This window comes from Nocardioides sp. SR21 (genome assembly GCF_022761125.1).
Taxonomy (GTDB): Bacteria; Actinomycetota; Actinomycetes; order Propionibacteriales; family Nocardioidaceae; genus Nocardioides.
Genome location: NZ_JAKWJR010000004.1, coordinates 238,092 through 250,870, shown reverse-complemented (window position 1 = coordinate 250,870; position 12,779 = coordinate 238,092). Strand labels below are relative to the sequence as shown.

Genomic DNA, 12,779 nt, shown 5'->3' with positions numbered 1-12,779 from the left:
TCACCAGAACTCGGAGTCGAGCTTGCCCTCCATCGCCCGCAGGTTCGCGCGCGAGCAGTCGTCGCAGTAGGCCCGCTTCCGCCCGTTCTCCACCGAGGTGGTCCAGGTCAGGGTCTTGGCGTCGTCGGATTCCTGCCGGCCGCAGAAGTCGCAGATCATGCCCACCCCTCCAGGGTAGAGCGTGGAAACGCCGAGAGCCGGGTGCCGCGACCGTTGGTCGTGGCACCCGGCTCTCGGGTTCAGTCACCCGCGATCAGGTGAGTACCGGTGTTCGATCAGAGCGCGCGGGCCAGAGCGAGACGCGCCTGCTGTGCCGCCTGCTCGGCCTTGCGGCTGAGTCGACGAGCGGTGGCCAGCCGGCGACCCAGCTGGAGCTCCTGCGCCTCTCCCAGGCGCATGGACATTTGCGCGCGGGCCAGATCTTCATGCATCAAGTTCATGTCGTTCATTCCGTTCGGGTTCGTGGTCACGATGGTGTTCATGAGTGGCTTTCGTTGTTCGGTGCTGCGCTCAGAAGGTGCGAGCGAGAGCGAGGCGGGCCTGCTGAGCGAGACGTTCGGCGTTGCGGCTGGTGCGCATGGCACCGGCCAGCCGGCGACCCGGTCGGCACTGCTCGGCCTCGCGCAGGCGAGCGGTCTGCTCCGCGCGAGCGAGGTACTGGTGGTTGAGGTTCATCTCGGTTCCTGACGTCGTTGTCGAAGAGGTTGGTCGGTGGTGCTGGAATCAGGCGGCTGCCTGGTTCTTGCGGGGGCGGCCCCGCGGACGCTTGCGCGGGATCACCACGCCCTGGAGGAAGAGCTGGCCTCCCCAGACTCCCCAGGGCTCACGGCGTTCGAGGGCACCGTCGAGGCACAGGGCCTGGACCGGACAGTCCAGGCACAGGGCCTTGGCGCTCTCCACGTCGCTCGGGGACTCTGCGAACCACAGCTCCGGGTTGTTGGCCCGGCAGGGCAGCAGGTCGTCGTCCACCTGGTTGGCCTGGTCGTGCAGCTGACCCAGGCTGACCTCGGTGCCATCGGTGCGAACGAGCTCGCTGATGGTCATGTTTCACCTCCTCTTCTGACCTGATCGCGGTGGATGATGCGAGTTCTGGCTGAAGATCCGTGCCTTGAGAAACAAGAAGGCCGCGGATCCCGGTTTTCGGGTTCCGCGGCCTGGAGGCTGCCGAGCTGTTGGTTCTCAACAGATCGGTGGACTCCAGGCACTGGTCCCCGGGACGTAGGACTGAGCAAAGACTCGGTCCGTCTTGACGGCGCCATTCGTGGCTGCCGCGGCGCGATCGCGCACGACGAGCGTCGTGGCGACAGCGGAGCAACCCTCAATGGCCGACGCACCGAAGGCGTGGCCACCGGAAATGGGCATGCCAAAGGCCGACGGGGTCTGAGCCGTCATCCAGGTCTTGGTGCTGTTCATGTGGTGCCACCTCCTTCAGTCGTAGTGCGCCGATCCTGCCAAGATCGTGGTGCGCTGTTTCTGTTGCCAGGGAAAACTATCGTGCGACCCATGTAATGGGCAAACGATTTAGTGGGTATTTCTTGATTTTTTCTCAGGACGTGCTCAGCCGACGACCGTCAGCACGTCCTCGCCGTACTTCTCGAGCTTGGACCGGCCTATACCACTGATGCGAAGCAGGGCCTCCGGTGTGCGCGGCTTGTGCTCGGCGATCAGCTGCAGCGTCGCGTCGGTGAAGATCACGAACGCCGGCACGCTCTCCTCCCCCGCGCGGTCCTTGCGCCAGTCGCGCAATCGCTCGAACAGCTCCTCGTCGTACGACGCGGGGCAGTCCGAGCAGCGGCCCCGCTTCTTCTCCGCGCCGGTCGACAGCGGCCGGCCGCACTCACGGCAACTGGCGACCTTGCGGCTGCGTGGTTGCTCCCGTGCCGCCAGGACCTCCTGGGGCAGCAGCGGGTCGAGGAACCGCGACGGCTTGCGGCCGGCCCGCCCGCCCGGGTTGCGCGCCAGCGCCCAGGACAGCGACAGGTCGAGGCGGGCCCGGGTCATCCCGACGTACAGCAGCCGGCGCTCCTCCTCGACCGCGGCCGGGGTGTCGGCGTACGTGATCGGGAGCGTGCCGTCCTGCAGGCCGCACAGGAAGACGGAGTCCCACTCGAGGCCCTTCGCGGCGTGGAACGTCGCGAGCGTGACGCCGTCGGCGACCGGGGCGTGCTGCTCGGAGGCGCGGCGGTCGAGGTCGTCGACGAAGCCGTTCAGGGTGGCGCCCTCGTGGCCGGCGAACTCGATGGCCTGGTCGACCAGCGCCTGCCAGGACTCCCAGCGGTCGCGGGTCTGGCCGCGCGTGGTCGGCGCCTCGACGGTCCAGCCCATGCCGGCGAGGATCGCCGCCACCGCACCGGGGATGCTCGCCGCGTCGTCGCCGGCCTCGCCCGAGCGGGCTGCGCCGCGCAGCCGGGTGACCGCCTCGCGGACCTCGGGCCGGTCGAAGAACCGGGCGGCGCCGCGGACGACGTACGGGATGCCGCGGGCGGAGAGCGCCTCCTCGAACGACTCCGACTGGGCGTTGATGCGGAACAGCACCGCCACCTGGCCGAGGCTGCGGCCGGCGTCGCGCAGCCGCAGGATCGCCGCGGCCACCGACTCCGCCTCGGCGACCTCGTCGGGTCGCGGGGTGTAGCTGACGGTGGGGCCGGACGGACGCTGGGCACGCAGCTCCACGCCCTGGCTGGGCGACCCGGCGAGCAGGGTGTTCGCGGCGTCGACCACCTCGGGCGTGGAGCGGTAGTTGCGGACCAGCTCGACCGAGGTGGTATTGGCGTACTTGCGCGGGAAGTCGCGCAGGTAGTCGGCGTTGGCGCCGGCGAAGGAGTAGATGGTCTGCGCCGGGTCGCCGACGACGCAGAGCTCGTCGCGGCCGCCGAGCCAGAGGTCGAGCAGCGCGGACTGCAGGGGCGAGACGTCCTGGAACTCGTCGACGACGAACCACTTGTACTGACGGCGGACCTGGGCCGCGATCCGCTCGTCGTCGGCGAGCATGCCGGCGGTCAGGAGCAGGACGTCCTCCATGTCCATCCGGCCCTGGCCGCGCTTGACGTCCTCGTAGCTGCTGAACACCCGGCCGACGGTCTCGTGGTCCTGCCCGGTCACGCTGCGGCCGCGCTGGGCGGCGACGCGCGGGTAGTCGTCGGGGTGGACGTTGCTGACCTTGGCCCACTCGACCTCGGAGGCGAGATCGCGCAGCAGCGCCTGGTCGGCGGAGAGCCGCTGCCGGCGGGCGGCGGTGGCGAGCAGGCCGATCTTGGACTCGATCAGCGTAGGCAGCTCCGTGCCCTGCGCCTGCGGCCAGAAGTAGCGCAGCTGGCGCAACGCCGCGGAGTGGAACGTGCGGGCCTGGACCGGGCCGGCGCCCAGGGCGCGCAGCCGCCCGCGCATCTCCCCCGCGGCGCGGGTCGTGAACGTGACCGCGAGGACCTCGGTCGGCGCGTAGGTCCCGGTGGCGACGCCGTACGCGATCCGGTGCGTGATCGCCCGGGTCTTGCCGGTGCCGGCTCCGGCGAGCACGCGGACCGGCCCGCGGAGCGCCTCGGCGACCCGCCGCTGCTCGGGATCGAGCGCATCGAGCAGGGGGTGGGCGACGGGCATTCGGGGGAACAACTCCTCGTGGGCGATGGTTGTGTCAGCGAGACCTTCCAAACCCTAGACGCCGGAGGCGACAGTCCCGATGCACGGTTCCTTCACGATGTACTCGACCCCGTGGTGTGGCTACTGCCACCGCCTCAAGGGCCAGCTCGACCGCGAGGGCATCACGTTCGACATCGTCGACATCGAGCAGCAGCCCGACGCCGCCCAGCTGGTCGAGTCGGTCAACAACGGGAACCAGACGGTGCCGACGCTGGTCTACTCCGACGGCACCGCGCAGACGAACCCGTCGCTCGCGCAGGTGAAGCAGAAGCTCGCCGCGCTCGCCGGCTGACGTACCCCCATTTGGCGAGGCGCCCCGCCCGCTGACCGGGCACGCTCGGCAAGGTGTGGGACAGACTCTGCGCCTGCCTCGGGGCGGCGGCGCTCCTGATCGTCGGCGTACCCGTCGTGGTGGCAACTCCGGCGTCGGCCGCCGACGCCTGGGTCACGCCGTCCCACGTGCGCAGCATCGGTGGCACCGGACGGGCCAGCCTCTTCCCCTGGGGCATGGCCTGGAACCCGGTCGCCGACTCCTGGGTGGTCACGGACTACTTCAACTACCAGGTCCGCGAGTACGACGCCGACTGGACCTACGCGCGCACGCTGCCTCAGCCCAGCGCCGCCACCGGCGACCCCGAGTCCGTCCTGGCCTCCGTCGCCGTCGACCCGCGCAACGGTGACGTGTACGTCGGCAAGCCGAAGCCGGACACGCTCGCCCACTACGACGCCGCCGGCAACCGGCTCCCGGACGTCGTCGTCGACCCCGGGTCCGACGCCCAGACCTACACCGCCTGGCTGAGCATCGACGACCAGGGCTACATCTACATCCTCGACAGCCACCTCTGGAACACCGCCGCGAACCCGTCCCGGCTGATCAAGCTGGCCCCCGGCGGCGGATCCCAGGTCGCGGCGTGGGACCTGACGTTCCCCAACCAGCAGCCGGGCCAGTTCTACGGCATCGACGTCGGGCAGGACGGGCGGATCTACGTCTCGGACTCGATCAACCGTCGGGTCCTGGTGCTCGATCCCGACGGGCACCTGGTGCGCACGATCGGGCTGTCGGGCGACGTCAGCGTCGTCGGCGGGCTGTCGGGCGACCTGCGCAGTGTCCTGGTCGACGACGAGCACGGCCGCCTCTACGTCGTCGACGCCCTCCAGAACCAGGTCGAGGTGTTCGGGCTCGACGGCACCCCCCTGTTCCACTTCGGTGGCGAGGGCACGGCTCCCGGGCAGCTCATCGCACCGCGCCAGCTGGCGATGGGGCCGGACGGCACGCTGTGGACGACGGAGTACGGCAACTACCGGGTCCAGGAGTTCGACCCCGCCACCGGCGCCTCGCTCGACATCCAGCCCTCGCCCCTCCCCGAGCGACCGGCCGGCCAGCTCGGCCAGCCCCGTGACGTCGCGGTCGACCCCGCCACCGGGGACGTCTGGGTCGCCGACTCGTGGAACCAGCGCTTCTGCCGGTACGCCGCCGACGGCGCCCACGAAGGCTGCTGGGGCGGGCGCGGCAACACCCCGCCGTACGGCGTGAAGTACCCGCGCGGCATCGGCTTCGACCCCGTCAACCGCCGGGTTTGGGTCGCCAACAACGCCGGCGGGACCATCTACGTCTACGACGACCAGGCCAACTTCCTGTTCCAGGTCGGAAACGAGGACAACCGCCGCAACAGCGTCCCCGGCATGTTCGAGAAGCCCTTCGCGATCGCGTTCGGCAACGGCTACGCCTACGTGACCGACGTGGGCTCGACGTACACGGGCAACACCGTCCAGGTGAAGATCCTGGACGCCGCCACCGGTACCCAGGTGGGCACGATCACGGGCCGCAACTCGAAGTCGGTCGCGGTCGACCCGGCGACCGGCCAGGTCTTCGTCGCCGACGCCAACGCCGGCCAGCAGAAGATCTACGTCTACGGGCCGACGGGCGGCACCGCCCTGCGCAGCTTCGGCGGCAAGGGCACGGCCAACGGCAAGTTCACCGGCCTCTGGGGCGTCACGGTCGTCAACGGCGTCGTCTACGCGACCGACGAGGCGCAGTCGCGCGTGCAGGCCTTCACGACCACCGGCACGTTCCTCGGCAAGTGGGGCGGCGCCGGCTCCGGGCCGTACCAGCTGCGGAACCCCTCCGGGATCTCCCACGACTCGACCGGGCGCCTGTACGTCGCCGACTCCAGCAACGACCGCATCTCGGTCTTCGACCCGGCGGTCGCGAAGCCGGCCTACCTCTTCGGCCGGCCGACGCTGACCATCACGTCACCGGCGACCCCTGGATCGACCACGGACGCGCCGATGGTCGTGTCCGGCAGGGCGACCGACGACCGGGGGCTCTCGACGGTCGAGATCTCGGTGCGCGACGAGAGCACCGGGCTGTGGTGGGACCCGGCGACGGCGACCTGGACGTCCGCACAGACCTGGGGCTTCGCGCCGTGGTGGGGAACCCCGACCACGGCCCGGTGGAGCTGGACGTTCCCCGGCCCGCAGTACGGCCGGACCTACCACGTCGAGGCGCGGGCACGGGACGCCGACAACACCGTCTCCTCCCCCGTCCGAGCGGTCGACGTGCGCGTCGACAGGCCGGACGGCGCGCCGCCCGAGACGGTCCTCGAGGCCCCGCTGGACGGCAGCACGGCCCCCGTCGGGCGGGTCGACCTGTCCGGCACCGCGACCGACGACCGGGGCATCGCGACGGTGCGCTGGTCGGTCCGGCACGCCTTCAGCGGCCAGTACTGGGGCGGCACCGGCTGGGTCGCGGAGGAGATCCTGCTCCCCGGCAGCCCCGTAGCTCCTGGGACCACCAGCACCTCGTGGTCGAGCTCCTGGACCCCGCCTTCCGCGGGCACCTACGTGTTCTCCGCGCAGGCCGTGGACAGCCGAGGGAACGTCGACCCGACCCCGGCGACGACGACCGTGACGCTCACGATCCCCGGGGGCGACGTCACCGCCCCGAACGCCACGATCTCGACGCCGAGGGGCGGGCAGTCGGTGCCCCTGGGCGCCACGACGATCACCGGCCGGGCCAGCGACGACAGCGGCATCCGGGCGGTCGACGTCGCGATCCAGGACATCGCCACGGGTCTGTGGTGGAACGACGTCACGCAGACGTGGGGCCCCTTCACGTGGATGAACGGGGACGCCACCCCCGCGACCCGGATGGCGAGCCCGACCACGTGGTCGACCACGTGGTCCGCCGACCACGCCGGCTCGTTCCGGGTCGGCGCCCGCGCTCGCGACGTCGGCGGCATCGCCGATCCGACGCCGGCGTGGACCAGCTTCACCGTCGGCTGACGTGACCTGAACCACCTTCTGTACCCATTCGCGTGACCTAACCCACACGATCGGGAGTCTTGGCGACCCAGTTACCAAAAATCGGGGATCAGACGGGGTGTTGCCGGGCCGATCGGCAGGGCATACGGACACCGCAATACGGAAAGCCCTGGCACCGCGTGAACAGCATCGGCTGACATTCGGGGGGTGCCGGGCCGACCGTGACACCGCTTTGGCGCGGCGTTCGGACGCCTGCTGCCTACACCCCCCGAGGTACGAAGTGAATTCGCTACGCCCCCATCCACGTGACGCCCACCGTGGAAAGTCCATTGCCAGCGCGCCCCGCCTGACCCTGATGGCCCTGGTGATCCTGGCCGTCTCCGTCGTGGTCGCCCTCGTGCTGCCTGCGTCGCCCAGCGACGCGGCCGACTACAAGTACAGCGGCACGCTGACGAAGTCCAAGACCAGCGCCACGCACGCGGTGACCGCGTCGAAGGGCACGCTCGCCGCCACGCTCACCTTCACGGGCTCGACGGGCCTCACCGCCACGCTGGAGCTCGTCGACAGCAGCGGCAAGGTCGTCGTCCGCGACTACGGCACCAGCCCGGTCGCCATCGAGCAGAGCGTCCCGGCCGGCAGCTACAAGCTCAAGGTCAGCACCGCCTGGCCGCTGACCCAGAAGAGCATGACCTACCAGCTGGCGGTGAAGACGACCGCCAGCACCACGATCACCAACCCGACGCCGACTCCCACGCCGACCCCGACTCCCACGCCGACGCCGACCCCGACGCCGACCCCCACGCCGACGCCGACCCCGACGCCGACCCCCACACCGACCCCGACCCCGGAGCCGGTCGTCACCAACGCGGAGGCGTCGTGCGGCACCTGGGTGCTCTACCAGGTCGAGAACGTGTCGCAGCTGCGCACCCTGCGGCCGAAGATCGAGGCCGCGCTGAAGCTCCCGGGCGTCGTCGGCTTCTCGGTCCGCTTCCCGTGGGACGCCGCTGACCTGACCGGCACCCAGACGTCGAACGCCCTGCTGGACGAGGCGTACGACATCACCAGCAAGGCGGGCAAGGCCCTGTCGATCCGCTTCATGGCCGGGGCGCACACCCCGACGCGCGTCTTCGACGCCGGCGCGGGCTACATCTCCGTCAACGGTGACAAGTCCCCGCTGCCGTGGGACGGCACCACCGGCAAGGTGCAGGTCTTCCTCAACGAGTACGCCGCCTACGCCGGCAAGCTCGCCACCTGGTCGAAGGCGCACGACGTCCGCCTGCTCCACCTGTCGTGGTTCGGCCTGGACTGGGCCGAGCTCAACCACGGCGCCGAGGTGCGGGCCGCCAGCGGCTACACCTACGACAAGTGGCTGGCCGGCCACAAGGCGCTCATCGACGTCGGCGCCAAGCTGGCCTCGAAGGACCTCGCCGTCGAGCTGCCGCTGTCGGGCTACGGCCCGCTGTCGGGTGGTCAGTCGGACGCGCTGGCCGCGCACATCGTCACCACGGTCGGCGCCAACAACGACCAGTTCATCGTCCAGGCCAACGGCTGGGACGAGACCCGCCAGTGGGGCGCCCCGGACATGACGGTCGAGTCGCAGTTCGACAAGATCTGGAACCGCCCGCTCGTGCGCGGCGTCCAGATGATCCAGCCGGACGGCTACGACTGGGCCAAGGTCTTCGACCAGGCCGAGGCCGTGAACGCGACGTACGGCGAGGTCTACCTGCCGAGCTTCTGGCAGACGCCTGGCCCGACGCCGCAGTACAACCACAACACCACGGCCCGCATCGCCCAGCTCGAGAGCGAGATCGCCGCGTTCTCCAAGCAGCACTGCAGCTGATCTGACAACCACAGGCCCGCTCCCCGGTCACCGACCGGGGGGCGGGCCTGGTCGCATGCATAGACATTCACGGGAGACCCGGCCTGATGAATGGATATACCAAAATTCGGGGGTTCACCCAGCCCGTCCGACGGGGATCGTCCCGATGCCATACGAGAACCCGGACCGGCGCTCAACGTCGATCGCCGCTCGTAGTCCGGGCCGATCGTGACACCCAGGCGGTGCCCTCGACGCTCCGCCTACCCAGCCCCCGAGGTCCCCCGTGAGTACTTCCAGCCTGTCCGCGCGCCGCAAACGTCCGTCCAGATCCGTCTCCCTCGCATCTGCCGTCGCCTCCGCGACCGTCCTCGCCCTGGCACCGGCCGGCGCTGCCACCGGACTGGTGCCGGCATCCTCCGGCTCGACCAACGAGATCGCTGGGCGACTGACCCCCGAGCGGCCGCTGACGCGGCACGAGGTCACCGCGTCCGACGGCACGCTCGTCGCCACCCTCCGCGCCGACAACGTCTCGAGCTCCCGGATCGCGCTGAGCCTGCGCGACGACACGGGCGCCCTCATCACCCGGGACGTCGGCACGGGTCCGCTCCAGGTCAGCGCCGACGTCCCCGGTGGCGACTACCGGCTCCGCGTGCGGGCGATGGACCCGGTGGATCCGCGCGGCATCTCGTACACGCTGCGCACCAACGGCGAGCCGGCCTCGAACGCCCCGACCAACCCGCCGGGCGGCCCGCCGACCAACCCGCCGACCGTCCCGCCGGAGGACCCCACCCCCGAGGAGCCGACCCCGGAGGAGCCGGCTCCCGGCGGTTCGACCGACAACGCGATCTGCGGCACCTGGGTGCTGTACCAGGTCGAGAGCGTGTCGCAGCTGCGCACGCTGCGGACGAAGATCGAGGACGCGCTCGCGCTGCCCGGTGTCGTCGGGTTCTCGGTCCGCTTCCCCTGGGACGCCGCCGACATGACCGGCACCCAGACCACCACCCCCCTGCTCGACGAGGCCGCCGACATCGCCGCCGACTCCGGCAAGGCCCTCTCGATCCGGTTCATGGCCGGCGCGCACACCCCGCAGCGCGTCTTCGACGCCGGCGCCGCGTCGTACCTCGTCAACGGCAACCCGGCCCCGCTCCCGTGGTCCAACGCCTCGGGTGACCACCAGGTCTTCCTCGACGCCTACCGGGACTACCTCGCCAAGCTCGCCGCCTGGTCCAAGGCCCACGACGTACGACTGCTGCACCTGTCCTGGTACGGCCTGGACTGGGCCGAGCTCAACCACGGCGCCGAGGTCCGAGCCGCTCCCGGCTACAGCCAGAGCACCTGGCTGACCGGGCACGAGCAGCTCATCGACGTCGGCGCCCAGTTCGCGAGCAAGAACCTCACCGTCGAGCTCCCGCTCTCCGGCTACGGCCCGCTGTCAGGAGGCCAGTCGGCCGCCCTCGCCGACCACATCGCCGAGCGCATGGGCGCCCGCGTCGACCAGTTCGCGATCCAGGCCAACGGCTGGGACGAGACGCAGGAGTGGGGCAGTCCCAGCGCCGCCGTCGAGAACGACTTCGACAAGATCTGGAACGGGCCGGTGCCCACCCGCGGCCTGCAGATGATCCAGCCCGACGGCTACGACTGGGCCAAGGTCTACGACCGCCTGGCCACCGCCGACGCGCTCTACGCCGAGGTCTACCTGCCGAGCTTCTGGCAGACCCCCGGCCCGAGCGCGGCGTACGACAACAACACCACCGCTCGCATCGCCCAGCTCGAGAACGAGATCGCGGCGTTCGCCAAGCGCTGCTGACCGGAACCGCTCCCCGGTCACCACTGACCGGGGAGCGGTCCGCCGTACCAGTGCTCGACCAGCGAGCGGCTGATCGAGACGCCCTGCGGGAGCAGCAGCGTGCCCGCCTCGGCCAGCTCCTTCATCTCCGCACGGGTGAACCAGCGCGCATCCTCGAGCTCGTGCTCGTCGACCGCGATCTCGGTGGTGGTCGCGCGGCCGACCATGCCCAGCATCAGGCTGGCCGGGAGCGGCCAGGGCTGGTTGCCGAAGTACTGGACGTCACCGACCACGACACCGGACTCCTCGAGCACCTCGCGGCGTACGGCGTCCTCGAGCGTCTCACCCGGCTCGCAGAAGCCGGCGAGCGTCGAGTAGCGGCCCGCGGGCCACACCGCCTGGCGGCCGAGCAGGCAGCGCTCGTCCTCGGCGCCGGGCTCGCCCGAGGTGACGATCATGATCACGGCCGGGTCGGTGCGCGGGAACTGCACGTGCCCGTTGTCGCAGGCCAGCTCGTGACCGGAGGCCCGGGGCCTCAGCGGCTCGCCGCAGCGCGGGCAGAAGCGGGTGACCCACAGCCACTCGGCAAGACCGAGGGCGTGGAAGACCAGCGGCGCGCCCGCGAGCGCGTCGTCCGCGAGGAACGGCAGCAGCCCGCGCAGCGGCGTCCAGTCGCCGTCGGCCTTGGAGATATCGGCGTCGACGATCACCGCGAACCACGCCCGGCCGTCGTGCTCGCCGAGGAGCACCCGCAACCCGTCCGGCGCCTGCGCCGGAGCGACCCAGTCGAGAGCGCCGTCGGCCGGGCGCACCCGCGTGCCCGAGACGACCAGCACCCGCGTCTCCGGGTCGGCCCAGCGCCCGGCGAGCCAGGTGTCGTCCGCGCGGTGCTGGGCGGTCCGGTCGTGCGGGTTCGCGGACAGGCGCTCGTGCTGGTACGTCACGAGTGCAGGCTATGCGGCGGCCCGCGCGGCGCGCCGGAGCGGGCGTCCAGTTGACAACGATTCTCATTTATAATGAGAATCGTTCTCATGTCACGCACACTCTCCCGTCGCCTGCCCGTCCTCGTCGCCCTCGCGCTCGCCACCCTGTCGGCCTGCGGGAACGACGACTCCCCCGCTGCCGAGCAGCCGACCGCCACACCCGAGGCACCGTCCGTCCGATCGGTCGACGACCCCGAGCCGCGCCTCGCGGTGACGTACGACGGCGGCGTCCTCGTGCTGCGCGCGTCGGACGGCGAGGTGCTGCTCGACGAGCCGCTTGACGGCTTCCTGCGGGTGAACCCCGCCGGTGACGACCGGCACGTGCTCGTCAGCCGGACCGGCGGCTTCACCGCGCTGGACGTCGGCTCCTGGACGGCCGACCACGGCGACCACGGTCACTCGTACGCCGACGACCCCGCGCTGCTCGACCTCACCGTGGCGGCTGAGGAGCCGGGCCACGTGGTCGTCCACCACGGCTGGACCACGCTCTTCGACGACGGAACCGGCACCATGACGTCCTTCGAGACCCACGACCTCGACAAGCCCGACGAGCTCGAGACCGAGACGGCAACCACGCCGGACCCGCACCACGGCGTCGCCGCCCGCACCCACGACGGCGGCTGGCTGCACACGCTCGGCACCTCCGAGGAGCGGTCCGGCGTCACGGTCCTCGCCGAGGACGGCGAGCAGCTCGCGGTCAGCGACGAGTGCCCGGGCGTGCACGGCGAGGCGTTCGCGGGCGAGGTCGCGGTCGTCGGCTGTGAGGACGGCGTGCTCGTGGTCGACGGCACCGAGATCACCAAGGTCGCCGCGCCCGACGCGTACGGCCGGATCGGCAACCAGGCCGGCCACGAGGAGTCGGCGTACGTCCTCGGCGACTACAAGGTCGACCCGGACGCCGAGCTCGAGCGCCCGACCCGGGTGAGCGTGATCGACACGACCGATGCCTCGCTGCGCCTGGTCGACCTCCCCGCGAGCTACTCCTTCCGCTCGCTCGGCCGCACCCCCGGCGGCGACGGGCTGGTGCTCGGCACCGACGGCTCGCTGCACGTGGTCGACGTGCGCCGCGGCACGGTGAGCGCGTCGCTGCCGGTCGTCGCGCCGTGGCGCGAGCCGCTGGACTGGGAGCAGCCGCGGCCGACGCTCGAGGTCGTGGACGGCACGGCGTACGTCACGGAGCCGGCGAGCAAGCAGGTGCACGTGATCGATCTCGACCGGCTCGCGGTGCTGCGGAGCCTGACGCTGCCCGAGGTGCCCAACGAGCTGGTGGGCGTCACCGGCTGACGCCACT

Annotated in this window: 12 protein-coding genes; 5 read left to right on the top strand and 7 right to left on the bottom strand. The window is 71.1% G+C overall.

Annotated elements, in window-relative coordinates:
* The 6 genes from MJ604_RS09540 to MJ604_RS09515 all read right to left on the bottom strand — a co-directional run bounded on the left by MJ604_RS09540 (position 1) and on the right by MJ604_RS09515 (position 3,597).
* The gene (locus MJ604_RS09540; protein ID WP_243058260.1) at positions 1–165 is read right to left on the bottom strand and encodes a hypothetical protein; all 165 of its coding nucleotides are present in this window, start codon (positions 163–165) and stop codon (positions 1–3) included.
* 110 nt (positions 166–275) lie between these two features.
* Positions 276–482 carry a hypothetical protein gene (locus tag MJ604_RS09535; RefSeq protein WP_243058107.1) on the bottom strand — a complete coding sequence of 69 codons (207 nt, stop codon included), beginning with the start codon at positions 480–482 and terminating at the stop codon, positions 276–278.
* A 28-nt stretch (positions 483–510) separates the two neighbouring features.
* Positions 511–675, bottom strand: coding sequence for a hypothetical protein (locus MJ604_RS09530; RefSeq protein ID WP_243058106.1), 165 nt, complete (start codon positions 673–675; stop codon positions 511–513).
* Positions 676–723: 48 nt separating this feature from the next.
* Positions 724–1,044, bottom strand: coding sequence for a WhiB family transcriptional regulator (locus MJ604_RS09525; protein ID WP_243058105.1), 321 nt, complete (start codon positions 1,042–1,044; stop codon positions 724–726).
* A gap of 135 nt (positions 1,045–1,179) precedes the next feature.
* Complete coding sequence (locus MJ604_RS09520; RefSeq protein ID WP_243058104.1) at positions 1,180–1,413, bottom strand: hypothetical protein; 234 nt, start codon at positions 1,411–1,413, stop codon at positions 1,180–1,182.
* Between the two features lie 144 nt (positions 1,414–1,557).
* Positions 1,558–3,597, bottom strand: coding sequence for an ATP-dependent DNA helicase UvrD2 (locus MJ604_RS09515; protein ID WP_243058103.1), 2,040 nt, complete (start codon positions 3,595–3,597; stop codon positions 1,558–1,560).
* Between the two features lie 79 nt (positions 3,598–3,676).
* Here MJ604_RS09515 and MJ604_RS09510 point away from each other — a divergent pair, with 79 nt between their 5' ends.
* The 4 genes from MJ604_RS09510 (at position 3,677) to MJ604_RS09495 (ending at position 10,526) form a co-directional block, all read left to right on the top strand.
* Complete coding sequence (locus MJ604_RS09510; protein WP_243058102.1) at positions 3,677–3,928, top strand: mycoredoxin; 252 nt, start codon at positions 3,677–3,679, stop codon at positions 3,926–3,928.
* A 53-nt stretch (positions 3,929–3,981) separates the two neighbouring features.
* Entirely contained in the window at positions 3,982–6,921 is a 2,940-nt protein-coding gene (locus tag MJ604_RS09505; RefSeq protein ID WP_243058101.1) for an Ig-like domain-containing protein, read from the top strand.
* Positions 6,922–7,255: 334 nt separating this feature from the next.
* Complete coding sequence (locus MJ604_RS09500) at positions 7,256–8,740, top strand: hypothetical protein (RefSeq protein ID WP_243058100.1); 1,485 nt, start codon at positions 7,256–7,258, stop codon at positions 8,738–8,740.
* Positions 8,741–9,122: 382 nt separating this feature from the next.
* Positions 9,123–10,526: a hypothetical protein gene (locus MJ604_RS09495; RefSeq protein ID WP_243058099.1), complete on the top strand. Its 1,404-nt coding sequence runs from the start codon at positions 9,123–9,125 to the stop codon at positions 10,524–10,526.
* A 17-nt stretch (positions 10,527–10,543) separates the two neighbouring features.
* Here MJ604_RS09495 and nudC read toward each other — a convergent pair whose 3' ends face one another.
* Positions 10,544–11,449 carry an NAD(+) diphosphatase gene (nudC, locus tag MJ604_RS09490; protein ID WP_243058098.1) on the bottom strand — a complete coding sequence of 302 codons (906 nt, stop codon included), beginning with the start codon at positions 11,447–11,449 and terminating at the stop codon, positions 10,544–10,546.
* 87 nt (positions 11,450–11,536) lie between these two features.
* Here nudC and aztD point away from each other — a divergent pair, with 87 nt between their 5' ends.
* Entirely contained in the window at positions 11,537–12,772 is a 1,236-nt protein-coding gene (gene aztD, locus MJ604_RS09485; protein ID WP_243058097.1) for a zinc metallochaperone AztD, read from the top strand.
* Positions 12,773–12,779: the final 7 nt, after the last annotated feature.

What these genes read in the sequence shown, in the direction of transcription:
- MJ604_RS09530 (WP_243058106.1), bottom strand. Translation starts at nt 675, where the DNA reads ATGAACCTCAACCACCAGTACCTCGCTCGCGCGGAGCAGACCGCTCGC.
- aztD (WP_243058097.1), top strand. Translation starts at nt 11,537, where the DNA reads ATGTCACGCACACTCTCCCGTCGCCTGCCCGTCCTCGTCGCCCTCGCG.
- MJ604_RS09520 (WP_243058104.1), bottom strand. Translation starts at nt 1,413, where the DNA reads ATGAACAGCACCAAGACCTGGATGACGGCTCAGACCCCGTCGGCCTTT.
- MJ604_RS09535 (WP_243058107.1), bottom strand. Translation starts at nt 482, where the DNA reads ATGAACACCATCGTGACCACGAACCCGAACGGAATGAACGACATGAAC.
- MJ604_RS09515 (WP_243058103.1), bottom strand. Translation starts at nt 3,597, where the DNA reads ATGCCCGTCGCCCACCCCCTGCTCGATGCGCTCGATCCCGAGCAGCGG.
- MJ604_RS09525 (WP_243058105.1), bottom strand. Translation starts at nt 1,044, where the DNA reads ATGACCATCAGCGAGCTCGTTCGCACCGATGGCACCGAGGTCAGCCTG.
- MJ604_RS09510 (WP_243058102.1), top strand. Translation starts at nt 3,677, where the DNA reads ATGCACGGTTCCTTCACGATGTACTCGACCCCGTGGTGTGGCTACTGC.
- MJ604_RS09500 (WP_243058100.1), top strand. Translation starts at nt 7,256, where the DNA reads ATGGCCCTGGTGATCCTGGCCGTCTCCGTCGTGGTCGCCCTCGTGCTG.